Annotated in this window: 25 protein-coding genes and 1 pseudogene; 20 read left to right on the top strand and 6 right to left on the bottom strand. The window is 71.8% G+C overall.

Translation table 11 applies throughout. The annotated features are described in order from the left end of the window. From DZF91_RS39300 to DZF91_RS01645, 4 genes and pseudogenes are all read left to right on the top strand, one after another. A pseudogene (locus DZF91_RS39300) lies at positions 1-1,409 on the top strand (hypothetical protein); the annotation flags it as partial. Between the two features lie 192 nt (positions 1,410-1,601). Next, positions 1,602-1,838: a hypothetical protein gene (locus DZF91_RS01655; protein WP_235833998.1), complete on the top strand. Its 237-nt coding sequence runs from the start codon at positions 1,602-1,604 to the stop codon at positions 1,836-1,838. 434 nt (positions 1,839-2,272) lie between these two features. Next, the gene (locus tag DZF91_RS01650; protein WP_117355747.1) at positions 2,273-2,890 is read left to right on the top strand and encodes a DUF47 domain-containing protein; all 618 of its coding nucleotides are present in this window, start codon (positions 2,273-2,275) and stop codon (positions 2,888-2,890) included. Next, positions 2,887-4,053, top strand: coding sequence for an anion permease (locus DZF91_RS01645; RefSeq protein ID WP_456236641.1), 1,167 nt, complete (start codon positions 2,887-2,889; stop codon positions 4,051-4,053). Before DZF91_RS01650 ends, DZF91_RS01645 begins: the two co-directional genes overlap by 4 nt. Before the next feature lie 114 nt (positions 4,054-4,167). Here DZF91_RS01645 and DZF91_RS01640 read toward each other — a convergent pair whose 3' ends face one another. Continuing rightward, the gene (locus DZF91_RS01640) at positions 4,168-5,862 is read right to left on the bottom strand and encodes a bifunctional metallophosphatase/5'-nucleotidase (protein WP_117355746.1); all 1,695 of its coding nucleotides are present in this window, start codon (positions 5,860-5,862) and stop codon (positions 4,168-4,170) included. Positions 5,863-6,027: 165 nt separating this feature from the next. Here DZF91_RS01640 and mshD point away from each other — a divergent pair, with 165 nt between their 5' ends. Both mshD and DZF91_RS01630 read left to right on the top strand, forming a co-directional pair. After that, positions 6,028-6,873 (top strand): mycothiol synthase, encoded by an 846-nt coding sequence (mshD, locus tag DZF91_RS01635; RefSeq protein WP_117355749.1) that lies wholly within the window; start codon positions 6,028-6,030, stop codon positions 6,871-6,873. A gap of 112 nt (positions 6,874-6,985) precedes the next feature. After that, positions 6,986-7,168: a hypothetical protein gene (locus DZF91_RS01630; protein WP_117355745.1), complete on the top strand. Its 183-nt coding sequence runs from the start codon at positions 6,986-6,988 to the stop codon at positions 7,166-7,168. Here the strand turns inward: DZF91_RS01630 and pip are convergent. Then, positions 7,148-8,071, bottom strand: coding sequence for a prolyl aminopeptidase (gene pip / locus DZF91_RS01625; RefSeq protein ID WP_117355744.1), 924 nt, complete (start codon positions 8,069-8,071; stop codon positions 7,148-7,150). The genes DZF91_RS01630 and pip overlap by 21 nt on opposite strands. A 244-nt stretch (positions 8,072-8,315) precedes the next feature. On the opposite strand from pip, the gene pstS reads away from it, so the two are divergent. From pstS to pstB, 4 genes are all read left to right on the top strand, one after another. Next, a complete protein-coding gene (pstS, locus tag DZF91_RS01620; RefSeq protein WP_117355743.1) occupies positions 8,316-9,416 on the top strand; it encodes a phosphate ABC transporter substrate-binding protein PstS in 1,101 nt (366 codons plus the stop codon). A gap of 173 nt (positions 9,417-9,589) precedes the next feature. Continuing rightward, positions 9,590-10,507 carry a phosphate ABC transporter permease subunit PstC gene (gene pstC / locus DZF91_RS01615; protein ID WP_117355748.1) on the top strand — a complete coding sequence of 306 codons (918 nt, stop codon included), beginning with the start codon at positions 9,590-9,592 and terminating at the stop codon, positions 10,505-10,507. Further along, positions 10,504-11,388 carry a phosphate ABC transporter permease PstA gene (gene pstA, locus DZF91_RS01610; protein WP_117355742.1) on the top strand — a complete coding sequence of 295 codons (885 nt, stop codon included), beginning with the start codon at positions 10,504-10,506 and terminating at the stop codon, positions 11,386-11,388. Before pstC ends, pstA begins: the two co-directional genes overlap by 4 nt. 23 nt (positions 11,389-11,411) lie before the next feature. Beyond that, entirely contained in the window at positions 11,412-12,188 is a 777-nt protein-coding gene (gene pstB, locus DZF91_RS01605; RefSeq protein ID WP_117355741.1) for a phosphate ABC transporter ATP-binding protein PstB, read from the top strand. Positions 12,189-12,209: 21 nt separating this feature from the next. On the opposite strand, the gene bla is transcribed toward pstB, so the two are convergent. The 3 genes from bla to DZF91_RS01590 all read right to left on the bottom strand — a co-directional run bounded on the left by bla (position 12,210) and on the right by DZF91_RS01590 (position 14,667). Continuing rightward, complete coding sequence (bla, locus tag DZF91_RS01600; protein WP_117355740.1) at positions 12,210-13,139, bottom strand: class A beta-lactamase; 930 nt, start codon at positions 13,137-13,139, stop codon at positions 12,210-12,212. A gap of 110 nt (positions 13,140-13,249) precedes the next feature. Beyond that, complete coding sequence (locus tag DZF91_RS01595; RefSeq protein ID WP_158587822.1) at positions 13,250-13,858, bottom strand: DUF4190 domain-containing protein; 609 nt, start codon at positions 13,856-13,858, stop codon at positions 13,250-13,252. A gap of 95 nt (positions 13,859-13,953) precedes the next feature. Beyond that, on the bottom strand, positions 13,954-14,667 hold the full coding sequence (locus DZF91_RS01590) for a winged helix-turn-helix transcriptional regulator (protein WP_117355738.1): 714 nt from the start codon (positions 14,665-14,667) through the stop codon (positions 13,954-13,956). 190 nt (positions 14,668-14,857) lie between these two features. Between DZF91_RS01590 and DZF91_RS01585 the strand changes: the two genes are divergently transcribed. From DZF91_RS01585 to DZF91_RS01545, 10 genes are all read left to right on the top strand, one after another. Beyond that, positions 14,858-15,112: a MoaD/ThiS family protein gene (locus tag DZF91_RS01585; RefSeq protein ID WP_117355737.1), complete on the top strand. Its 255-nt coding sequence runs from the start codon at positions 14,858-14,860 to the stop codon at positions 15,110-15,112. Between the two features lie 182 nt (positions 15,113-15,294). After that, on the top strand, positions 15,295-15,999 hold the full coding sequence (locus DZF91_RS01580; protein WP_117355736.1) for an LmeA family phospholipid-binding protein: 705 nt from the start codon (positions 15,295-15,297) through the stop codon (positions 15,997-15,999). A 72-nt stretch (positions 16,000-16,071) separates the two neighbouring features. Next, on the top strand, positions 16,072-16,584 hold the full coding sequence (locus DZF91_RS01575; protein ID WP_117355735.1) for a sigma-70 family RNA polymerase sigma factor: 513 nt from the start codon (positions 16,072-16,074) through the stop codon (positions 16,582-16,584). Then, on the top strand, positions 16,581-17,288 hold the full coding sequence (locus DZF91_RS01570; RefSeq protein WP_117355734.1) for a zf-HC2 domain-containing protein: 708 nt from the start codon (positions 16,581-16,583) through the stop codon (positions 17,286-17,288). Before DZF91_RS01575 ends, DZF91_RS01570 begins: the two co-directional genes overlap by 4 nt. Before the next feature lie 145 nt (positions 17,289-17,433). Continuing rightward, entirely contained in the window at positions 17,434-17,751 is a 318-nt protein-coding gene (locus DZF91_RS01565) for a TlpA family protein disulfide reductase (protein WP_235833996.1), read from the top strand. A gap of 95 nt (positions 17,752-17,846) precedes the next feature. Further along, positions 17,847-17,933, top strand: coding sequence for a putative leader peptide (locus DZF91_RS43030; RefSeq protein ID WP_407920867.1), 87 nt, complete (start codon positions 17,847-17,849; stop codon positions 17,931-17,933). Positions 17,934-18,444: 511 nt separating this feature from the next. Further along, positions 18,445-19,284: a sulfurtransferase gene (locus DZF91_RS01560; protein WP_117355732.1), complete on the top strand. Its 840-nt coding sequence runs from the start codon at positions 18,445-18,447 to the stop codon at positions 19,282-19,284. Between the two features lie 59 nt (positions 19,285-19,343). Continuing rightward, positions 19,344-19,652, top strand: a complete 309-nt coding sequence (locus DZF91_RS01555) for a DUF1416 domain-containing protein (RefSeq protein ID WP_117355731.1) — start codon at positions 19,344-19,346, stop codon at positions 19,650-19,652. Positions 19,653-19,931: 279 nt separating this feature from the next. Then, positions 19,932-21,287 carry a S8 family serine peptidase gene (locus tag DZF91_RS01550; protein WP_117355730.1) on the top strand — a complete coding sequence of 452 codons (1,356 nt, stop codon included), beginning with the start codon at positions 19,932-19,934 and terminating at the stop codon, positions 21,285-21,287. A gap of 76 nt (positions 21,288-21,363) precedes the next feature. Then, positions 21,364-21,738: a hypothetical protein gene (locus tag DZF91_RS01545; protein ID WP_117355729.1), complete on the top strand. Its 375-nt coding sequence runs from the start codon at positions 21,364-21,366 to the stop codon at positions 21,736-21,738. 63 nt (positions 21,739-21,801) lie between these two features. Here the strand turns inward: DZF91_RS01545 and eccCb are convergent, their stop codons facing one another. Further along, positions 21,802-23,736 carry a type VII secretion protein EccCb gene (gene eccCb, locus DZF91_RS01540; protein ID WP_235833995.1) on the bottom strand — a complete coding sequence of 645 codons (1,935 nt, stop codon included), beginning with the start codon at positions 23,734-23,736 and terminating at the stop codon, positions 21,802-21,804. Positions 23,737-24,034: the final 298 nt, after the last annotated feature.

Raw genomic sequence — 24,034 nt, 5'->3', positions numbered from 1 at the left:
GTCCGCCGTCCGGCGGCGCGTCCGGCGGCGCGCCGCCGAAGACGATGGTGGACGGGGTGGCGCCGCCGACCGCGGCCGACCTGATGAAGCGGGTCCTGGCCCAGCGCGGCCCGGCGATCCTCTTCGAGCGGCTGGACGCGGCGCTGTTCGCGGCGTCCGACCCGGCGGCCCTGGTCACGGCGGTGCGGCGGGCGCGGCGCGACCCGGCCGTGGACACCGCGCTGGTCGCGACGTGCGAGCCCTCGGCGTACAAGCGGATGCTCGCCGACCATCCCCGGCTGGTCGAGACGTTCCGGGTGTACCGGCTGCCCGACCTGTCCGACCCGGAGAACCGGATGACGCTGCTGCACCTGCTCGCCGACGAGCGGCGCGTCACGGTCGGCGGCGCCGCCCTGGAGGCCGCCCGCGCGGACCTGGGCCGCCTGCGCGGCCCCGGCGACCTGGTGAACGCCCGGCTGGTCGAGACGTACCTGGACACCGCCTGCCAGCGGCACCTGGAGCGGGCGGGCGCGTCGCGCGACCGGCTCGTCCTGGACCCGCAGGACCTGCACGGCATCGCCGAGGGCCTGGAGCCCGCGCTGCGCCCGCCCGGCGACATCGACGGCTACCTGCGCCAGCTGGACGCGCTGCACGGCCTCGACGAGGTGAAGCGGACCGTCCACGAGCTGGTCGAGGAGGCGCGCGTCGCCGCCGACCGGGCGCGGTACGGGGTGACCGAGCACCGGCCGCTGCACCTGCTGCTGGCCGGCCCGCCCGGCACCGGCAAGTCGACCGTCGCCGGCCTGGTCGGCGGGATCTTCGCCGCGCTCGGGCTGCTCGGCTCGGGGCACGTGGTGGCGTGCCGTCCGGCGCACCTCACCGGGCGCGACCGGCACGACACCGAGTCGCGGGTGCGCGGCATGGTCGAGCAGGCGCTCGGCGGGGTGCTGCTGGTGCGGGACGCGCACCTGCTCGACCGCGTGCCCGAGGTGGTCGCCGAGCTGCGCGCCGTGCTGCACCGGGAGGGCCACCGCCTGCTCGTGGTGTGCGCCGGGCCGCCGGACGGGCTGTACGGCTTCCTCGCCGCCCATCCCGAGTTCCGCGAGGAGTTCGGCCGGGAGCTGGAGTTCGAGGGGCTGGGCGACCGGGAGCTGGTCCGGCTGTTCCAGGCGTACGCCGAGCGCGACCTGTACATGCTGGACGAGGAGCTGCGGGTCGAGTTGCTCAGCCGGTTCGAGCAGATGCGCGGCGAGGCGTCCTTCGGGTACGCCCGCACCGTCCGGGAGCTGTTCGACGCGACCGTGGCGCGGCAGGCGGCGCGGCTCGCGGGCGCGGACGTCGACGCGTCCACCGTCGCCCGCCTCACCGTGAACGACCTGCCCGAGACCTCGCTGCAGCAGATGATGGGCGGCCTGCACGAGGGGTACTGACGCGCGGAATCCGTGTCCACGGGCGCCCGGCGGGCTGGTCCGGTTGGGCGGGGGCGGCATCATCCGGGCGGGCCAGGGAAGGTACGGGCGGGGAGTGGTCCCCGAATGGCCCTCTTGGGTCATGCGTCCCGACGAGCCGGGACCGTACCCTTGACGTGGGCAGTGGGTGCGGCTCGTCCCTGCGCGGAGACGGTGTCGTCGCAGGTGGCGGACGCGAATCGCAACCAGGAGGTGGACGCGGTGCGCCAGCGGAATCTCGACCTGCGCGTCCATGACCGGGTCGCACTGGACGAGATCGAACTCTATGCCGAGATGCTCAGTGCGGTCGCGGCGGCCGAGCGGCCGCTGACCCTCGCCGAGATCGACATGGTGCTCGGAGTCCGGTCGGACTGCGAACCCGGTCTTCGCGAGCTGTCGCCACTGGAGTAGGGCGGCGCTCGTCGGCAGGCTGATCGGTGCCGGACGTCCCAGCGGACGCCCGGCACCCTCTTTTTTCCGCCCCTGTTTCCTGTGCCCCGGTGACCCTCGGCATCCGGTTTCGGCCTCCCGGCGACCTCCTGCGCCCGTGCGTCCCCGGCGCGTCCCCGGCGCGTCCTTCCCCCTCGAAGCGGACGTTCCGGGCCCTCGCGCGGCGCCTGTAACGAATATCACTCCACGTCGCGAATCACTCTCCGTGACTTCCGGCAAGGTCGGTACATCCCCCTGGACAGGGGTGTGTGCCGTGGGTGTGCTTGTCCTGATCTAGGGCAACCTTGTAGGTGAGAGGATGGAGGACGGCGGTCGAAGCTGGGGCGAAAGTTCTTTTTACGGCCGGTTGCGCCTACGATCCTCAGCGGACTGTTCCGGCATCTCAGGAGAACGACGTGCGCTTGCGTCTCACGCCGCGTGAGGACAGCTTCTACGACATGTTCGCCGATTCGGCGAACAACCTGGTCACCGGCGCCAGGCTGCTCGTGGAGCTCATCAGCGACGGCACTGACCGGGAAGCGGTCGCGGAGAAGATGCGCGCCTGCGAGCACGCTGGCGACGAGGCGACCCACGCGATCATGCGGCGGCTGAACGAAACGTTCATCACGCCGTTCGACCGCGAGGACATCTACCGGCTGGCCTCCCAGATCGACGACGTGATGGACGAGATGGAGGAGGCCGCCGACCTCGTCGTGCTCTACAAGATCGACGAGTTCCCGAAGGAGATCGTGCACCAGGTCGAGGTCCTGGAGCGCGCCGCGGAGCTCACGGCCGAGGCGATGCCGCGGCTGCGCTCGATGAAGGAGCTCAACGAGTACTGGATCGAGATCAACCGGCTGGAGAACGAGGGCGACCGGGTCTACCGCAAGCTGCTCGCCAAGCTGTTCTCGGGCGACTACGACACCCTGACCGTCCTGAAGCTGAAGCAGGTCATCGACCGGCTGGAGGAGGCGGCGGACGCGTTCGAGCACGTCGCCAACACGGTCGAGACGATCGCGGTCAAGGAATCATGAGCGCTCCCGGCGACACGGGCGGCGCGGTCCTCAGCCGGGACGCGACCGTCCCCGGCGAGGAGCCGACGCTGGCCGAACAGGTCCGCCGGGGCCCGCACCGGTTCTGGTACGCCCTGCCGATCGGGCTGCTGGTCGTCATCCTGCTCGGCGTGACCGGGGTGCGGGCGGAGTCGCAGATCGCGATGCTCCTGCTCGTCGTCCTGGTCTCGCTGGTCTTCGACTACACCAACGGCTTCCACGACGCGGCGAACGCGATCGCCACCGCGATCTCGACGCGCGCCCTCACACCGCGCGTCGCGCTCCTGATGGCGGCCGTGATGAACATGCTGGGCGCCCTGCTGGGCGTCCAGGTGGCCAAGACGGTCAGCGAGGTGATCACCCCGCCGTCGGGGCTGCACGGGCTGACCGTGGTCGCGGCGGGCGTGATCGGCGCGATCGCCTGGAACCTGATCACCTGGTACTTCGGGCTGCCCTCGTCGTCCTCGCACGCCCTCATCGGCGGCGTGGTCGGCGCGGGACTGGCCTCGGCGTCCTCGGTGGCCTGGGCCAAGGTGGTGGACAAGGTCGCCATCCCGATGGTGATCTCCCCGATCGTCGGGTTCGTGGCCGCGTACGGCGTCATGCTGGCCATCCTGTGGATCTTCCGGAAGAAGAACCCCAGCAAGGTCGGCCGCCGGTTCCGGATCGCGCAGACGATGTCCGCCGCGTCCCTCGCCCTCGGGCACGGCCTGCAGGACGCGCAGAAGACGATGGGCATCATCGTCCTCGCGCTGGTCACGACGGGCCACTCGGACGGCAAGGGCGTCCCGTGGTGGGTCATCGTGCTGTGCGCGGGCGCCCTGTCGGCCGGGACCTACGCGGGCGGCTGGCGCATCATGCGCACACTCGGCCGCAAGGTCATCGAGGTCGATCCGCCGAAGGGCTTCGCCGCGGAGGCGACGGCCTCGGTCATCCTGTACCTGACCGCGTACATCTGGCACGCTCCAATCTCCACCACGCACACGATCACCGCGTCGATCATGGGTGTGGGCGCGACCAAGCGGCTGTCGGCCGTGCGCTGGGGCATCGCCGGGAACATCGTGGTCGCCTGGGTGCTGACCATGCCGGCCGCCGCCATCGTGGCCGCGGTCGTGTACTACATCGTGCACTTCTTCGGGGCCTGACCGACCGGTTGCGACCGTTTCCGGGCGGTTGCGACCGGCTTCGGGTGGTTCCGAGCGCGAACGAGTGAGGGCCGTCCCCAGCGGGGGACGGCCCTCGTCTCGTTTCCTGTGTGCCTACTTGCCGGAGATGCGGTCCAGCGGGGGCGGGCTGACGGGCGAGTGGGAGCCGAAGTAGCTCACCAGCGCGTCCAGGTCGATCGGGCCGAGCACCTGGTCCTTGCCCTGGGTGAAGACGGTGAAGCCGTCCCCGCCGCCGAGCAGGAAGTTGTTCGCGGCGACCCGGTAGGACGCGGCCGGGTCGACGGCCTTGCCGTCGATCGTGATGTCCGAGACGCGGTCACCGACCGGCTTGGAGCGGTCGATGGTGAAGTGCAGGCCGGACGACGGCTGGAGGATCTTCTCGCCCGCGCTCGTCCACTGCTGCTCCAGCACGGCGTCGAGCTGCGCCCCGGTCAGCGTGGTCACGCCGGTGACGTTGCTGAACGGCTGGACGGCGAACGCGTCGCCGTAGGTGACCGTCCCGCCGTTCTTGAAGGACAGGTCGGTGCGGACGCCGCCGGGGTTGGTGACGGCGACCTGCGCGCCCTTGTCCCGGACGGCCTCCAGCTGCGCGTCGGCGATCACGTCGCCGAGCGGGGTCTCCCCGGCCGGGCTGGGCGTGCGGTCGATCTTGGCCGTGATCGTGCCGATCTTCCGGTCGGAGATCGTGGCGACCTTGTCCTTCCAGTACTGGACGAACGTCGCGGTGTCCGGGTCCGGGGTCACGTCCTGGGTGACGACGTGGTTGACGCCCTTCATGGACGACCGGACGATGTCGTCGGTCCGGCGGTCCACCTGGAGGTCCACCTGCGTGATCACGCGGCCGAAGGACGAGCCGGACGAGTACAGCCGCGGCTGCCCCTTCGGGTCCTTGACCGTGCAGACGTACTGCTGGTGGGTGTGCCCGGAGAGGACGACGTCGATGTCCGGGTCGGCCTCGGTGGCGATGCGGGTGCCCGCGCCCGGCACGACGCCGCAGTCGTTCGGCTTGGAGTCCTTGGCGGCCTGGTCGCCCTCGTGGACGAGCAGGACCATGGCGTGCACGCCGCGCCTCTTCAGCTCACGCGCGGACCGGTTGGCCGCGGCGACCTCGTCGTCGAACCTCAGGCCCTTGATGCCGTCCGCGGTGACGATCGTCGGCGTGGTCTTGGTGACGACGCCGATGATGCCCACCCGGACGCCGTTGATCTTGCGGATCGTCCAGGGCTTGATGGCCGGGCGGTTCGTCGCCTCCCTGAGCACGTTGGCCCCGAGGTAGTCGAACTTCGCGCCCTTCCAGGGACCGGCCGGCGAGCAGCCGTCGACCGGGTGGCAGCCGCCGTTCTGGATGCGCTGGAGCTCGGTCAGGCCCTCGTCGAACTCGTGGTTGCCCACGGCCGACGCGGTCAGCCCGATGTCGCCCATGAACTGCACGGACGGCTCGTCGTGGAAGGCGGCCGAGATCAGCGGGGAGGCGCCGATGAGGTCGCCCTGGGCGACCTTGAGGGTGTTGCGGTCGGTGAGGCGCTTGATGTGCGCGGCGACGTAGGCCGCTCCGCCGGCGGGGACGGGCTTGCCGTCGTCGCCGACGGCCGACCCGGAGTTGCCGGTGGGCGGCTCCAGGTTGCCGTGGAAGTCGTTGAGGGCGAGCAGCCGCACGGGCACGGTCCTGCCCCGGCCGTGGCCGTCCGGGCCGTGCGACGGCGCCGCCCCGGCGGGTTGGGCCGCGATCGCTGTCACCGCCGCCGCGGCGGTCGCCGCCGCGGCCAGTGTGAGACGAGGTCGGATCATGCTTCGGGAACCTAACCAACCGCCGCCACGCGTGCTATACGCCCTCAATGACGGTTACGTGACGTTTTGTCATTCTGCGGGGGTGATAGCGGTCCGGCCCCGGATCAGGGCGGTACATCCGGCCCGCCCGGTTCCGGACGCGGCCCGCTCGCCTAGGCTGTGATCATGACGGAGCCGCAGACGGAGTCGCAGATCGTCGAGCTGGTCGAGGCCGCCACCGCCCGGGACCGCGTCGCCCCCCTCTCCGAGCACGCCCTGCTCGCCCTGAAGGCCGGCCGCACCGGAGTGGTCGTCCGGGAGAACGACACGGTCGTCGGCTACGCCCACCTCGACCCGGCCACCGATGACGAGCCCGCCGCCGGTGAGCTGGTCGTCCACCCCGAGCACCGGCGGCGCGGGTTCGGGCGGCGGCTGCTGCGCGAGCTCCGGCGGCGGGCGGACGGCCCGCTGCGGGTCTGGGCCCACGGCGACCTGCCCGCCGCCGCGCGGCTGGCCGAGTCGGAGGGGATGAAGCGGAGCCGCGTGCTGTTCCAGATGCGCCGCTCGGCCGACGACCCCATGGTCGACGTGCCCCCGCCGGCCGGTGTCACGCTGCGCGCCTTCGAGCCCGGCCGGGACGAGGAGGCGTGGCTGGAGGTCAACGCCCGCGCCTTCGCCTCCCACCCCGAGCAGGGCCAGTGGACGCTGGACGACGTGCGCGCCCGCGAGGCCGAGGAGTGGTTCGACCCGGCGGGCTTCTTCCTGGCCGAGCGCGACGGGCGGCTGGTCGGCTTCCACTGGACGAAGATCCACCCGGACGGCCTGGGCGAGGTCTACGTCGTCGGCGTGGACCCGTCCGCGCAGGGCCTCGGGCTCGGCCGCGCGCTGACCCTGACCGGCCTGCACCACCTGCGCGACCGCGGCGTCCCGGCGATCCTGCTCTACGTGGACGAGGACAACCCGTCGGCGCTGCACCTGTACGAGACGCTCGGCTTCGCCCGCTACGCCGTGGACGTGATGTACGCGTCCTGAGCCGGCGCCGTCCGAGCCGGGCGGCGGTCTGAGCTGGGACGCGTCCTGAGCTGGAACGCGGTCTGAGCTGGAACGCGGTCTGAGCCGAACCCGGGCACGTGACAAACAGACCGTGCCCGTGGCGCTCGGCCCGGCCCTGATCGCGGTGCTGTTCAGCCTGGCCGGGCTGAGCACGGTCGCGCTGGCGGTCGGGCGCGTCCGGCACCTGCTCGGGTCGCCCCGCGTGCGCCGCGCGCAGGAGGCGCTGCTCGGGACGACCCTGGTGGTGCTCGGGCTACGCGTCGCCGCCGAATGACAGCAGGGCCTTCCTGATCACGGGGAGCATCCCGTCCTCCGAGCCGTCGTGGCCGGCGCGGACCATCGTCAGCTCGCTGCCCGGCCAGGCCCGCGCGAGGTTCCACGGGACGTCGGGTGAACTGCTGACGTCCAGGCTGCCGTGGACGAGCGTCCCGGGTATGCCGGCCAGCCGGGACGCGCCGCGCAGCAGTTCGTCCTCGCCCATGAAGGCCGCGTTCTTCCAGTAGTGGGTGACGAGCCGGGCGAAGCACAGCCGGAAGACCGGGTCCTCGTAGCGCGGGCTCCTGTGGAAGCCGGTCGCGTAGCTCATGTGGGTGTCCTCCCACGTGCACCAGTCGCGGGCCGCCTTGTCCCGGACCTCGGAGTCGGGGGAGTGCAGGAGGCGGGAGTAGGCGGCGGCGAGGTTCCCGTCGCGGTCGGCCTCCGGGACGCCGTCGCGGAACGCCTCCCAGCGGCCGGGGAAGAGCCGTCCGACGCCGCGGGTGATCCACTCGACCTCGCGGTGGGTCGTGGTGACCACGGAGAACAGGACCATGTCGGTGACCCGCTCGGGGTGGGCCTCGGCGTAGGCGAGGGCGAGCGTGCTGCCCCAGGAGCCGCCGAGGACCGTCCAGCGGTCGACGCCGAGGTGCGCGCGGAGCCGTTCGATGTCGGCGACCAGGTGCGCGGTGGTGTTGGCGGAGAGGTCGATGTCCGGCTCGGACGCGTGCGGCAGGCTCCGGCCGCAGTTGCGCTGGTCGAGCAGGACGACGCGGTGGACGTCCAGGTCGAAGAAGGTCAGCCAGCCGTCGTCGCAGCCCGAGCCCGGACCGCCGTGCAGGACGATCGCGGGCCGGCCGTTGGGGTTTCCGTGGGCTTCCCAGTACAGAAGGTTTCCGTCGGTGACGTCGAGGTGCGGCATGCCCCCAGCCTGCCGGAACCCCTGTGGCGCAGGGGATGACCTGCGGCGTTAACCCCGTGTACATGGCCTGTCGAGGCATTCTTCCTGGTTGTTGAAGTTTGAGTTCATTTGCCGTTCACCTGGATCGGGGTGTCCGGACACTTCGCCCGCATAGCTTCACACTCGACGGTGAGCCCACTACCTGGACAAACGTCCAAACCCCTCCGGTCGGGACACCGCTGACGACGTTAGAGGAGACCTTGCGGTGAAGAACGGTTCTCGGCTGGCCGCCCTGGGCGGTGTCGTGGTGGCGGGCGCCCTCGCGCTGAGCGCCTGCGGCAGCGACGACAACTCCGGCTCCAGCGCGAGCGAGGCCCCCAAGGGCGCCATCGACTGCGCCAAGGGCACGGTCAACGCCGCCGGATCCAGCGCCCAGAAGAACGCCATCGAGGAGTGGTCCAAGCTCTTCGCGGCCAAGTGCGCGGGCGCCAACCTGAACTACAACCCGGCGGGGTCGGGGGCGGGCATCCAGTCCTTCACCTCCGGCCAGGTCTCGTTCGCCGGCTCCGACTCGGCGCTCAAGCCCGCCGAGGTCACGGCCGCGCAGAAGCGCTGCCAGGGCGCCCCGGCCCTCAACCTGCCGATGGTCGTCGGCCCGATCGGCGTGGTCTACAACGTGGACGGCGCCGACTCGCTGAAGCTGTCCCCCGAGACGGTCGCGGGCATCTTCGCCGGCAAGATCAAGACCTGGGACGACCCGGCGATCGCCAAGGAGAACGCCGGCGCCAAGCTGTCCGGGCCGATCAAGCCGATCTACCGCGCGGACGAGTCCGGCACCACGGAGAACTTCACCAAGTACCTCAAGGCCACCGCCCCCGGCGCGTGGACCTGGGAGCCGGCCAAGAAGTGGCCGAACGGCGTGGGCCAGGGCGCGACCAAGTCCGACGGCGTGTCCGCCCAGGTCAAGTCCACCAAGGGCTCGATCTCCTACGTCGAGCTGTCCTTCGCGACCAACAACGGCCTGAAGACCGCCGACATCAAGAACGGCGCGGGCGAGTACACCAAGCTCTCCCCGGAGACCGCCTCCAAGGCCGTCGCGGGCGCGAAGGTCGTCGGCACCGGCGACGACGTCGCGCTGAAGATCGACTACGCCACCAAGGAGCCGGGCGCCTACCCGATCGTCCTGGTGACCTACGAGATCGCCTGCCAGAAGGGCCTCCCGGCCGACCAGGCGAAGTTCGTGAAGTCCTTCCTGACCTACACCTCCAGCGCGGACGGTCAGAAGATCCTCACCAACCTGGGCTACGCGCCGCTGCCCGACAGCGTGCTCACCAAGGTCCAGGCGTCCGTGAAGGGCCTGTCCTGACCTCCGAGGCCCCAGGCCCCGGCAGCCCCCTCGCCAGCTCCGCTGGCCAGGGGGCTACCCCCGGTTCACCGCACGTTCCCACCCCACCAGGAGGGTTCCCCGTGAGCACTCAGTCCGGCGTCGACTCCGTCGACACCGCGGTCGGCGCGCGCCGCCGCGCAGGCGGCCGGCCGATGAGCACCGGCCGCGCCGGCGACAGGATCTTCGCCGGGGCCGCGCGCGGCTCCGGCGTCCTGGTGCTGGCGATCATGGCCGCGATCGCGGTCTTCCTCGTCTGGAAGGCGATCCCGGCCCTCCAGGCGAACAAGGCGAACTTCCTCACCTCCCAGGACTGGGACCCGAACGCGACGCCGCCGAAGTTCGGCATCGTCCAGCTCGCGTTCGGCACGGTCGTCTCGTCCGCGCTGGCGCTGCTCCTCGCGACCCCCGTCGCGATCGGCATCGCGCTGTTCATCGCCTTCTACTCGCCGCGCAGGATCGCGTCCGGCCTCGGCTACGTCGTGGACCTGCTCGCCGCCGTCCCGTCGATCGTGTACGGCCTGTGGGGGCTGCTCGTCCTCGCGCCGAACATGGAGGGCGTCAGCAAGGCCCTCAACGGCGCGCTCGGCTGGATCCCGTTCTTCGGCGGCGACAGCCCCGGCAAGAACTCGCTCTTCACCGCCTCGGTGGTGCTGGCGATCATGATCCTGCCGATCATCTCGTCCATCTCCCGCGAGGTGTTCCTACAGGTCCCGCGCGCCCACGTGGAGGCCGCGCTCGCGCTCGGCGCGACCCGCTGGGAGATGATCCGGCTGTCGGTGCTGCCCTACGGCCGGTCCGGCGTGATCGGCGCGTCCATGCTCGGCCTCGGCCGCGCGATGGGCGAGACGATCGCCGTCGCGATGGTGCTGACCTTCGCGCCCGGCGTGAACATCCACCTCCTGGAGGACGGCGGCAACACCTTCGCCGCCAACATCGCCAAGAGCTTCGGCGAGGCCACCGCCACCGGACGCGGCGCGCTGATCGCCTCCGGCCTCGTGCTCTTCGTGATCACCCTCGTCGTCAACATGGCGGCCCGGGCGGTCGTCGCCCGCCGCAAGGAGTTCGTGTGAGCAGCCCGTCCACCTCGCTCGGATCGGTCTCGGCCGGGCGCAAGATCAAGGACCGGCTCGTCCAGGGCCTGGTCTACCTGGCGTTCGCGCTCGCGGTGATCCCGCTGGTCTCGCTGCTGTGGACGGTCGTCCAGCACGGCGCGGGACGGTTCGACGCCGACTTCTTCGGCCACTCGATGAACGGCCTGGGCGGCAAGGACCCCGGCGGCGGCGCCTACCACGCGATCATCGGCACCCTGGAGCAGGTCCTCATCACCAGCGTGATCGCGGTGCCGATCGCGCTGCTCACCGCCGTCTACCTGGTCGAGTACGGCGGCCGGAGCCGGCTGGCGAAGGTGGTCAGCTTCTTCGTGGACGTCATGACCGGCATCCCGTCCATCGTGGCGGGGCTGTTCGTGCTGGCGCTGTGGCTGCTCACGCTCCAGATGGGCTTCTCCGGCTTCGCCGGCGCGCTCTCCCTGGCCATCCTGATGATCCCGACGGTCATCCGGTCCGCCGAGGAGATGCTGAAGCTCGTCCCGAACGACCTGCGCGAGGCGTCCTACGCGCTCGGCGTGCCGCGCTGGCGGACGATCTGCAGGGTCGTGCTGCCGACCGCGCTGCCCGGAATCATCACCGGCGTCATGCTGGCCGTCGCGCGGGTCATGGGCGAGACCGCCCCGCTGCTGCTGACGATCTTCATCACGAAGGCGATCAACACCGACCCGTTCACCGGCCCGCAGGGCTCGCTGCCCACCTTCATCTGGGACCAGGCCGCCGACCCCAACACCAACGCGGTCGACCGCGCCTGGGCGGGCGCGCTGGTGCTGATCCTGATCATCATGCTGTTCAACCTGGTGGCGCGGCTCGTCGCGCGTGCGTACAGGCCCACCGGACGCTAGTTCACCCGAGGAGTACCAAGCTCATGGCCAAGCGGATCGAAGTCTCCGGGCTGCACGCCTACTACGGCGGCACCCACGCCATCGAGGACATCTCGATGACGGTCGAGCCGCGCTCGGTGACGGCGTTCATCGGCCCGTCCGGCTGCGGCAAGTCCACCTTCCTGCGCACCCTCAACCGGATGCACGAGGTCATCCCCGGCGCCCGCGTCGAGGGCAAGGTCATGCTGGACGACGAGGACCTCTACGGCCCGTCGGTCGACCCGGTCGCGGTGCGCCGCACCGTCGGCATGGTCTTCCAGCGCCCCAACCCGTTCCCGACGATGTCGATCTACGACAACGTCGCGGCGGGCCTGAAGCTGAACGGCGTCCGGCGCAAGTCCCAGCTCGACGACATCGTCGAGGACTCCCTCAAGGGCGCCAACCTCTGGGAGGAGGTCAAGGACCGCCTCGGCAAGCCCGGCGCGGGCCTGTCCGGCGGCCAGCAGCAGCGGCTCTGCATCGCCCGCGCGATCGCCGTCCAGCCCCAGGTGCTGCTGATGGACGAGCCGTGCTCGGCGCTCGACCCGATCTCCACCCTCGCCATCGAGGACCTGATCGCCAAGCTGAAGAACCAGTACACGATCGTGATCGTGACCCACAACATGCAGCAGGCCGCCCGGGTCAGCGACCGGACCGCGTTCTTCAACATCGCCGGCACCGGCAAGCCCGGCAAGCTCATCGAGATCGACGACACCTCGAAGATCTTCACCAACCCGGAGCAGAAGGCCACCGAGGACTACATCACCGGCCGCTTCGGCTGATCCGGCGTCCCGCCGGGCCCGTCAGGCCAGCGCGGTGACGACGAGGCGGGCGGCCTCCGCGAGGAGGCGCCCGGCCGGCGGCGTGGTGTAGCCCTCGCGGTCGCTGAGGATGCCCAGGACGAGCGGGGGCCGTCCCTGGGGCGGACGGAGGACCGCCACGTCGGCGGCGCGGCCGTAGTCGCCGGTGCCCGTCTTGTGGGCGATCGTCCATTCGGGCGGGAGCGCGGCGCGGATCCGGTCCGCCCCGGGGACCGATCTGTCGAGCCAGCCGGCCAGCAGCGCGCGCTTGGCGGCGGGCAGGGCGTCGCCGAGCACGAGGCTCCGGTAGTCGGCGGTGATGGCCCTCGGCGTGGTGGTGTCCCTCGGGTCGCCGGGGCCGACCCGGTTCAGCTCGGGCTCCAGGTCGTCCATGCGCGTGACCGGGTCGCCCAGGCGACGCAGGTAGGCGTTCAGCGCGGCCGGACCGCCGATGTCGCGGACGAGCAGGTTCCCGGCCGTCCCGTCGCTGAAGCGGATCGCGGCGTCGCAGAGTTCGCGCAGGGACATGGCGGAGCCGATGCGCTTCCGCGTGATCGGCGAGATCGAGTTCACGTCCGCCGCTCTGATCCTGACCCGCTTCTCGAGCTCGCTCACCGGACGGCGGTCCAGGACGGCCGCCGCGGCGAGGGGCTTGAACGTGGAGCAGAACGCGAACCGCTCGTCCGGACGGTAGGCGACGGTGGCGCCGGTGCCCGTCGCCACCGCGAAGAGGCCCAAGCGCGCCTTGTACTTCCGTTCCAGCGCGGCGAACCCGGCGGGATCGAGAGAGACCGCCGGCGAGCGCGTCGGTGAGCCCGCCGGACGCGGGGCCGAGGACCCCTTGGGCGGCGTGGATCCCTCGCCGCAGCCCGCGAGGGGGAGCAGCGCGACCGCCGTCAGCAGGGCTCGGCGGGACGTGGCGCGGTGGTCCATCGGGCCTGCCCTCTCTCTCGGGAACGACGCCGAGTAGAGCAGGACCCGCCGGGCGGCGTCCAATATGGAGATCGGTCGCGGACCGATGACGAATCCGATATCAGCCCAGGTCAGTGGGCGGTTATCGGGTTGTAGAGGCAGGACGCCGTCCGGTGCCCGCCCGCGACCTCCGCCGTCTTGGCGACCCGGCCGTCCACGGTGATCCGGCAGCCGACCGAACCGCCCGCCGTGTGGTTCCGGACGTCGATCCGGACGACGTCCAGCTCCCGCAGCTCCCGCCGCTCCTCCTTGCGCCAGGGCAGCCGGACGTGGGCGGAGTCGCTGGTGTCCCCGCCGAAGGAGTAGGTGACGCCGGCGGTCGCCACCCCGCCCGTCCCGCGGGCGTCGAGGACGATGTCGGTGTACTCGCTCTGCCGCCCCCGGTCGGCCGGCCTCCCGATCAGCGCCAGCCCGGCCCCCGCCAGCAGGCCGAGGACGCCCAGGATGAGCCCGGCGACGGCCAGCCCGCGCCCGTTCTGGCCCGTCCGCCGGATCCGGGCCAGGGCGATCACGCCGAGCACGACGGCGAGCAGGCTTCCCGCGCCGCACAGCCACAGGATGCTGAAGATCAGCGACGCGACCGCCCAGCCGCTCGTCCCCCTGGACGGTCCGGACGGCCCGGATAGGCCGGGCGCGTGAGGCGCGCCGGGCGGGCGGGACGGCGGCTGGTGCGCGGACATGGGACCCCCGGAACGGACGTGGGGGTCACCCGGATGATGCCCTGCGATCTGCGCCTTCATGCTGCCGCCCGGGAAGGCCGGGAGGGCGCGGCGGGCTAGGTGCGGGCCCGGGTCTTCTCCTCCGCGTCGCCCGGCCGGTGGTCGGGGACGAAGCGGTATCCGACGTTGCGGACCGTCCCGATGAGCGACTCGTACTCGGCGCCCAGCTTCGCGCGCAGCCGCCGGACGTGGACGTCCACCGTGCGGGTGCCGCCGAAGTAGTCGTAGCCCCAGACCTCCTGGAGGAGCTGGGCGCGGGTGAAGACGCGGCCGGGATGCTGGGCCAGGTACTTCAGGAGCTCGAACTCCTTGAAGGTCAGGTCGAGGACGCGTCCGCGCAGCCGGGCCGTGTAGGTGGCCTCGTCGATGGTGAGCTCGCCGCTGCGGATCTCGTCCGGGACCTCCTCGGCGGCGCCGGCGGCGGCGCGCCCGACGGCCAGCCGGAGCCGGGCCTCCACCTCGGCGGGCCCGGCGGTCTGCAGCAGCACGTCGTCCAGGCCCCACTCCGGGCTGAGCGCGGCGAGGCCGCCCTCGGTGACCACGGCGAGCAGCGGGCAGTCGAGCCCGGTGGTGCGCAGCAGCCGGCACAGGCTCTTGGCCTGGACGAGGTCGCGGCGGGCGTCCACCACCACCACGTCGGCGGGCGGGGCGTCCAGGAGCGCGGCGCCCTCGGCCGGGGCGACCCGCACCCGGTGCAGCAGCAGGCCCAGCGCGGGCAGGATCTCGTCGGACGGTTCCAACGCGTTGGTCAGCAGGAGCAAGCTGCTCAAGTGCCGCCTCCTCGCCCTGAAAAGAGGTAGAGACCCGGACGGCTCGCCCGCGAGCCGTGTCGCGTGACCGGCTCGTCGTGCGAGCTCCCTGGCCACGTCGCCCGGATCCCTTCGGCTCGAGCATATACAACGCGTCCCGGACGGCAACGGTCGGTTCGGTCACTGCCGGGTGTCTGGCAGGGTGAGGGGCATGGCGAAGGGAACGATCCGGTACTGGGCGGCGGCCAAGGCGGCGGCGGGCGCCGCCGAGGAGCCGTACGACGCGGCGACCCTGGCCGCCGCGCTCGAAACCGCCCTGGAAGGCAGGGGTTCGGAGTTCGCGCGGGTGGTCTCGCGCAGCTCGTTCCTCATCGACGGCGCGCCGGTCGGCACACGCGCGCACGCGGACGTCGAACTGCCGGAGGGCGGCGTCGTGGAGGTCCTGCCGCCCTTCGCCGGAGGGTGACGTGCGGCACGCTCGCCCGTGCCGCACGGCCCCGGCCGAGTCCACCCGAGGGTGATGTGATGCGAGTCACATGAACCTCGTGGATCACTCCGCAGGGTGACGCACCGCCCGCGGCCGTCCCCATTAGTGTGTGCCGACCGACTCGCGGTGGTCCCGCCCGTGTCCCGACCCGAAGGAGAACGATGCGCAAGTTCCTGCTGGTGGTGCTCGTCCTGCTCGTCGTGGGGCTGGTGGCGGCCGACCGGATCGGGGTGCGCGTCGCGCAGAACGAGATCGGCAAGCAGGTCGCGGCGCAGTACGACCTGGCGAAGCGGCCCGACGTGACGATCCACGGCGTCCCGTTCCTCACCCAGGCCGTCCAGGGCGAGTACGACCAGATCGACGTCCGGATCGGCGACTGGACGCAGCAGGGGATCACCGTCCAGGACGTCAAGGTCGAGATGCGCGGCGTGGACGCCCCGCTGGACCAGGTCGCGGGCGGGAACGCCGACAGCGTCACCGCCCGGACGGCCACCGCCTCGGCGGTGCTGCCGTTCGACCTGATCAAGTCGCGCGCGCCCAAGGAGGTCAAGGCCGTCCGGGCCAAGGACGGCAACCTCGAGGTGGACATGTCCGGGCAGGTGCTCGCGTTCAGCCTGAACGGCACCGCCGAGCTGTCGGTCAAGCCGTCCCGGCGGGGCATCGCGATCACTCCGGTCAAGGTCAGCACGAGCGGGATCACGGTGCCGCTGGACACCGTCCGGGACCGGCTCGCCTGGTACATCCCGATCACCGACCTGCCGGTCGGGTCGCGGATCAGCCAGATCCACGTGACCGGCGAGGGCGTCGAGGTCGCGGCGACGGCCGAGAACGTGAAGCTCGGCCAGCTCCAGAAGATGACCCAGTAGCGCCTCGGCAGGCTCGGCAGACCCGGTGGGCGGCGCGGTGAACCGGACGCCCGTCTCGGACGTGCTGTCCATGTGGGTGCCACCGCGGACGAACGCCTCCTGCGCGCCCTTTACAGGGAGCACGGCGGTCCGCTTCTCGGATACGTCCTGCGGCTGACGGGCGGGGACCGCCCCCAGGCCGAGGACGTCGTACAGGAGACGCTGCTGCGCGCCTGGCGGCACCCCGAGGCGCTGTCGGGACGCCCCGTCCGGCCGTGGCTGTTCACCGTCGCCCGGAACCTGGTCGTGGACGCGCACCGCGCCCGCCGCGCCCGCCCGCCGGAGACCGGGATCGACGAGCAGGTGGTCGGCACGCCCGGCGTGGACGACATCGACCGGGCGCTGGAGTCCTGGACGGTCGCCGAGGCGCTGTCGGACCTGAGCCCCAGCCACCGGGCCGTGCTCGTGCAGACCTTCTACCAGGGGCGCTCGGTCGCCGAGGCGGCCCGCGTCCTCGGCATCCCGCCCGGCACGGTGAAGTCGCGCACCTACTACGCCCTGCGGGCCCTCAGACTCGCACTGGAGGAGCGGGGGCTGGCGCCGTGACCCACTGCGGAGAACTGCGGACGGCGCTGGGCGTCTACGTCCTCGGCGCGATCGACCCGGCCGAGCGCGCCCGGGTGGACGCCCATCTGGCGTCCTGCCCGGCCTGCCGGGACGAGCTGGCCGCGCTCGCCGGCCTGCCCGCGCTGCTCGGCCGGGTGGACCCCGGGCAGATCGACGAGGCCGTCACGCCCCCCGGCGGCGTCCTGTCCGGCCTGCTCGCCCGCGCCGACGCCGAGCAGCGCCGTCCCTGGCACCGCCGTCGTCCGGCGGCCGGATGGCCCCTGCTCGCCGCCGCGGCGGCGGTGGTCATGGTCGTGGGCCTGGTCCTCGGCGGCGTCGCGGGGAACCTGGTGGGCGGGGACGCGCCGAGATCCGTCCCGACGCCGTCGGCCACCGCCCCGGAGCCCGGCGAGAGGATCACGGCCACCGACGCGTCCACGCACGTCAAGGCCACGGTGCTGCTCCGGCGCGAAGCCTGGGGGACGTACGCGGAGATCATGCTGGACGGCGTTCCGGCGGGGTCCGCCTGCCGCTGGTTCGTGGTCGCGCGGTCCGGCGCGCGCGAGGCGCTGGGGAGCTGGTACGTCCCGTACGCGTCCGGGGAGGGCGAGTACTACGGCGCGACCTGGTACCCGCGGGACCAGATCGCCTCGTTCCAGGTGGTCACGCTCGACGGCCGCCACCTGGTGACCGTCCCCGCCTGAGCCGGATCGCCCGCGGCGGTCGCGATCTGCGGCGGCGGTCGCGCCGGAGCGGAATCACGTTCGCCCGCCCTGTGTTGTGCGAGACAGCGGCCCGAACCCGCGTTCGGGCCGGTGCGGACACGGTGCGAGAGAGAGGGTGCGCTCAGTGGAGGACGGGCGGCTGCGCTCGGACGATCTCGGCACCGACCTGGGAGAGCGCGCCACGCTGGTGCAGTTCTCGTCGGCGTTCTGCGCGCCCTGCCGGGCGACGCGCCGGGTCCTGGCCGAGGTCGCCGGAATGGTCGACGGCGTCGTCCACGTCGAGGTGGACGCGGAGGCGAACCTCGACCTCGTCCGGCGGCTGGAGGTCGTCCGGACCCCGACGGTCCTGGTGCTCGACGCGGGCGGCCGGATCGTGTGGCGGGCGGCGGGCGCGCCCCGGAAGATCGACGTGATCGCCGCCCTGGGCAGCGCCGTCACGTGAAATACAGGGCTCTGACCTGCGCCGAGACGGCCGCCACCGTCTCGGTGGGCGAGACGGGCGTGACAGCGCGCCCCGACGCGGTTTAGCATCGGAACGTGCGTTACTGGACAGAGCAGCTGCTCACGAAGCGTCGCGCGGTCGACTTCTGCCGCGTGTCCGCCTCGCTCTGTCGCCTGGTCTGAGGCATCGAGCCGTATCCGGCCCCGGTCGTTCCGCAGAACGACACCGCTCGTACGCACGCTTCCCCGGTTCCGGGAGCTCCACGATGCAGGTCGACCCGCGAGGGCAACGGTTGTCCGCCGTGCCCGCCGTGGCCGTCCTGACGTGGTCCCGAACGCCGGGAAGCGGGGGTTCGCTCGCCGCCCAGGCCGTCGTCCCGGCTCCCAGAGCTCTCCTCGGTCTGCGGCACGCCCCGTACGGGCCGTTCCTCCGGGCTCCCGCCCGCCCACCGGCGGGCCCGCCCCGCGCATCCGGACCTGACGTCGCGCCCCGCTCCACGCGGGGCGCCGGCCGACGCCGGTGTCCGCGGGGACGGCCGGATCCGCCTCGGGCACTGCGTGCCCCGGGCTCGGTGCCATCGCCCTCGCCGGCGGCGTTCCCGAACACGGCGCCCGGGCCCGACCCCGGTTCCCGGCCGTACCCGCCGATCCGCCGCCGGCCACCGAAGATTCGCTCCGACAGGGAGGTTCCCGCATGAGCCGCTCCGACGTCCTGGTGGACGCCACTTGGGTCGAGGCCCACCTCGACGACCCCGGCCTCGTTCTGGTCGAGGTGGACGAGGACGTGTCCGCCTACGACAAGGGACACATCCGCGGTGCCGTGAAGATCGACTGGAAGACGGAGCTGCAGGACCCGGTCCGCCGCGACTTCGTCGACCGGCAGGGCTTCGAGGAACTGCTGTCCCGCAAGGGCATCGCCAACGACGACACCGTCATCCTCTACGGCGGCAACAACAACTGGTTCGCCGCCTACGCCTACTGGTACTTCAAGCTGTACGGCCACTCCGACGTCAAGCTGCTGGACGGCGGCCGCAAGAAGTGGGAGCTGGACTCCCGCGAGCTGGTCGTGGACGTCCCGTCGCGTCCGGCCACGCAGTACAAGGCCGAGGAGCAGGACCTGTCGATCCGCGCGTTCCGCGACGAGGTCGTGGACGCCATCGGGTCCCAGAACCTGATCGACGTCCGCTCGCCCGACGAGTTCTCCGGGAAGCTGCTCGCCCCGGCGCACCTGCCGCAGGAGCAGGCGCAGCGGGCCGGGCACGTCCCGACCGCGCGCTCGATCCCGTGGTCCAAGGCGGCCAACGACGACGGCACGTTCAAGTCCGACGACGAGCTGCGCGCCCTGTACACGGGCGCGGGCGTGGACCTCGACAAGGCCACCATCGCCTACTGCCGCATCGGCGAGCGCTCGTCCCACACCTGGTTCGCCCTGCACGAGCTGCTGGGCCTGCCCGAGGTGAAGAACTACGACGGCTCCTGGACCGAGTACGGCTCGCTCGTCGGCGTGCCGATCGAGCTCGGCGAAGCCAAGTAACCCCGACCCCACCTGGTAAGACACCCGTCCGCCGTGCCAGGCGGAGAAGGAGGATCCCGATGACCCAGGGTTGCGCAGCGCCCGCGCAGACGGCGCACCTTCCGGCGACCGTCGACCTCGCCAACGAGGCCGTCATCCAGGGCACCGTCGTCCGCGACGGACAGCCCGTGTCCAGCGCCTACGCCCGGCTGCTCGACTCCACCGGCGAGTTCACCGCCGAGGTCGTGACCGGCGACGAGGGCGTGTTCCGCTTCTTCGCCGCCGACGGCGACTGGACGGTCCGCGTGCTCGCCGCCGGAGGCGTGAGCGTGGACCGCACCGTCTCCGCCCGGACGGGCGAGGTGGCCGCCGTCGAGGTGACCATCTGACGGTCCGGACCCGCCGAAGGCCCGCTCCTCCGGAACCCCGCCAGGCCCCGCGCCCGGCGGGGTTCCGCCTTTCCCGTCCCGACGCGCGCTGAGGAAGAGGGCCGGAGGAGCGTCGGGCGGAAGGCCGGAGGCGTGCGGCGCGGAAGGCCGGAGGCATGGGCGCGGAAGGTCGTCCCGAGGAGCGTGCGGAGAGTCGGACGGCGGGTCGGGCTCGCCGTCGATTGTCGGTAATGTACGGGTCCAGCCAGCCGGACAGCGGTGCCTGCGGGAGGACGAAGAATGCGCGTACCGGGCGTGAGGCCGGGAGTGGCCGCCGGGGTCACCGGGCTGGCCCTGTCGTCGATGCTGGTCGTCGCGCCGGGCGCCGCCGCCGATCCGCAGACCGCGCCCAGCCCCTCGCACAAGCCCACGACGAAGCCGACGCACAAGCCCACGACGAAGCCGAGCCACAAGCCGAGCACCAAGCCGTCGAGCAAACCGTCGGACAAGCCGTCCGACAAGCCGGCGGGCCAGCCGCAGGTCACGTGCTCCAACCCGCCGGTCGGCCTCCCCGCGTCCGCGATCACCCAGCAGCCCTGGGCGCAGGCACGGCTCGACTTCGAGAAGGTCTGGGCCGTCACCAAGGGCAACGGGATCAAGGTCGCGGTCGTGGACAGCGGCATCGACACCCGGAATCCGCAGTTGCGCGGCAAGGTCGTCGCCAAGATCGGCCCGGACGACGGCAACGTGCGCGACTGTCCGGGGCACGGCACGCCGATCGCCGGCATCATCGCCGCGACGGACATGCGCGACAAGAACGTGCCGTTCTTCGGAGTCGTCCCGGACGTCCAGCTGCTGGACGCCAAGTTCACCTCGTCCGCGTCGTCCGACACCGACAAGAGCCTCGCCGACGCGATCAAGTGGTCGGTGGACAAGGGCGCCCGCGTGATCAACGTGTCGGCGGACTCCCCGAAGACGCCCTGGCTGGGTGAGGCGGTCCGGTACGCGCAGGCCAGGGACGTGCTGATCGTCGCGGCGGCGGGCAACGCCAAGGACCAGTCCAAGGCCCTGCCCGCCTACCCCGCCGACTATCCCGGGGTGCTCTCGGTCGCCGCCGTGGACGCCCAGGGCTCGATCTCGAACTTCTCCAACATCAGGTCCCGCATCGACGTCTCGGCGCCGGGGCAGGGCGTCACGTCCATCTTCGGCAAGGGGTACGCGGTCGGCACCCTGGACGGCACGAGCTTCGGCGCGCCGTACGCGGCCGGGGTCGCGGCGCTCGTCCGCGCGCGGCACCCGCGCCTCACCTACCAGCAGGTGATCAACCGGATGGAGATCACCGCCGAGGGCAGCATCGGCACAGGCAGCGGCTACGGCATGATCAATCCGCTGCAGGCCGTGACCGCGCTGGTCGATCCGAACGCCCGGCCGACCCAGAAGAAGGCCAGGGCGGGCCTCGCCGGAGCGGTGAACATCGCGCCCGTCCCGCCGGCCGACCACCGGACGCGGAACATCGCGATGAGCGTCGCGGGTGGCTCCCTCGGCCTGGCTCTCGTGGTGGCCTTCGGCGGCGCGGTGATCCCGATCGGCCGCCGCCGCGGCTGGCGTCCCGCCAAGGCCCGCATCCCCCACGAGGCCACTGGCGGCCAGGAATAGCCTGGACCCCGTTTTCCCCTTTTCTGTAGGTTCGGCCGCGACGTGAGATCCGACCGGGAGTGAAGGGGTTGGTGAAATGCTGAGCACGCGTCGTCTGGGCGTCGCGAGCACGTCGTTCGCCCTCGCGGTGAGCATGGGCCTCGCCTCGGCCACATCGGCCGAGGCCGCCGTGCCGTACCGGAACTGGGTGCAGAACTACCACAACTGGATCGGCGTGAAGTTCCACCCGGACCACTACTACTGGACGGCCTGGGAGATCTGGCGGAACGCGCCGGGCAACAACTTCCTGATCCAGTGGCGTCTCAAGGGGACGAAGACGTATCACACCGTGCAGATCCCGGCCCGGAAGGGGCACTACTGGGTGACCCAGCGGATCCCCACGAAGAAGACCATCTACTTCCGGATCTATGACTGGGACTTCCCGTCCCAGTGGGTGGCCTACCACACCTGACCTGCGTGAACGTGAGAGGCCCCGCACCGTCCAAGCGGTGCGGGGCCTCTCGCGTTCGGGCGGTCAGGGCTGGCGGGGGGTCGAGGGGTGGAAGGCGGTCTGGATGAGGCGCTTGCCCGCGCGGCGGTCCACGTGCGTGCCGCGTCCCTTGGGCAGCGGCTGCGGGCGGACGTCGAACAGGTTGCCCTCGTCCTTGTTGCCGGACATGATCAGCGCCGGGCTGGCCATGTCCTTCAGGCGCTGCAGCACCGGGTCGAACATGGCGCGTCCCGAACCGCCCATGGTGCGGGCGAGGATCAGGTGCATGCCGATGTCGCGGGCCTGCGGGAGCAGCTCGGCGAGCGCCGCCAGCGGGTTGCCGGACGGGGTGGCGACCAGGTCGTAGTCGTCCACGATCAGGAACAGCTCCGAGCCCGACCACCAGGACCGGTTGCGCAGCTGCTCCGGCGTGAGGTCCGACGGGGGGAGCCGGTTGACCAGGGCGCCGTTGGTGTCCTTCATCAGGCCCTGCGCGGCCGTCGAGGACGCGGCGTACCCGATGACGTGCTCGCGCTCGGCCGAGTCGAGCAGCGCCCGGCGGTAGTCGAGCATGATGATCCGCGCCTCGGCCGGGGTGTACCGCTCGCAGATCGAGTCGACCAGGACGCGCAGCAGGTTCGACTTGCCGCACTCGTTGTCGCCGATCACCACGAAGTGCGGGTCCGCCTCGAAGTCCAGCAGGACCGGGGACAGCGTGTTCTCGTCGATGCCGACCGGGACGCGCTTGCCGGTCTCGGCCACCTGCGGAAGCTGGGTCAGCGGCAGCTCGTCCGGCAGCATCCGGACCTTCGGCGCGCCCGGGCGGCCCTGCCAGGCCGCGTTGACGGTGTCGACCAGGTGCTTGACCCCGGCGGACAGGTCGTCGGCGGACGTCCCCCCGTCGATGCGCGGCAGCGCGCCGAGGAAGTGCAGGCCCTCGCGGGTGACACCGCGGCCGGGCCGGCCCTCGGGGACGTTGGCGGCGAGCTTGCGGTCCATCTCCGACTCGTACGGGTCGCCGAGCTTCAGCTCCAGCTTGGTCGCGAACAGGTCCCGGATGGTCATCCGGAACTCCGACCACTTGTTGGTCGCGGCCATGATGTGGATGCCGTAGCCGAGCCCGCGCGCGGCGAGGTCGGTGATCGTGGTCTCGATCGCCTCGAACTCCGACCGGACGGTCAGCCAGTTGTCCACGACGAGGAACACGTCGCCGAAGCCGTCGCCGGGGATCTGCCCCTCGGCGCGCAGCTTGCGGTACGCGGCGATCGACTCGATGCCGCGCTCGCTGAACATCCGCTCGCGGGACTCCAGCAGCCCGGCGACCTCGGCGACGGTCCGGCGGACCCGGTCCGGGTCGAGGCGGGACGCGATGCCGCCGACGTGCGGCAGCTCGGCCAGCGAGGCCATCGAGCCGCCGCCGAAGTCCAGGATGTAGAACTGGACCTCCTGCGGGGTGTGCATCAGCGCCAGCGACGTGATCAGCGTCCGCATCAGGGTCGACTTGCCGGACTGCGGCGAGCCCGCCACGCCGACGTGCCCGGCGCCGCCGGACAGGTCGAGCCACATCGGGTCGCGGCGCTGGTCGAACGGGCGGTCCACGATGCCCGCGAAGGCGTGCAGCCGGCCGCGGCCGTCCCAACCCGCCGTGGTGAAGCCGTACTCGGGGGTGGCCTGCAGGTTCGGCAGGCTGGCGTCCAGCGAGGACGGCTCGTCCAGCGGCGGCAGCCAGATCGGGTGCGGCGGCGGGCCGTGCCCGGCCAGCTGCTTCACGACCATGTCGAACATGCTGATCCGCGGGCCGTCGTCGTCCTTCCCGGACTTCTCCTGCTGCGGGGTCTCCAGCATCTGCGGCGCCACGTACGTCGGGGTGAACGGGACGATCTGCGCGACCTGCCGCGGACCGCCCTCCTGCTGCCGCTGCGGCGCGTCCTCGTCCGGGCTGTAGGGACCCGAGACGTAGGCGGCGCGGAAGCGGGTCATCGTGTCGGTGCCGACCTTGAGGTAGCCGTTGCCGGGCGCCTGGGGTCATCGTGTCGGTGCCGACCTTGAGGTAGCCGTTGCCGGGCGCCTGCGGCAGTTCGTAGGCGTCGGGGACGCCGAGGACGACGCGGGACTCCATCGCGGAGAACGTCCGCAGACCGATGCGGTACGACAGGTGGGTGTCCAGGCCGCGGAGCTTGCCCTCTTCGAGTCGTTGGGAGGCGAGCAGGAGGTGGACGCCGAGGGAGCGTCCGAGTCGTCCGATCATGACGAACAGTTCGGCGAAGTCGGGCTTGGC

The organism is Actinomadura logoneensis (genome assembly GCF_003428695.1).
In the GTDB taxonomy this organism is placed as follows: Bacteria; Actinomycetota; Actinomycetes; order Streptosporangiales; family Streptosporangiaceae; genus Spirillospora; species Spirillospora logoneensis.
Note: the sequence above shows the minus strand (reverse complement) of the source record. Positions and strands in the feature narration are given on the sequence as shown.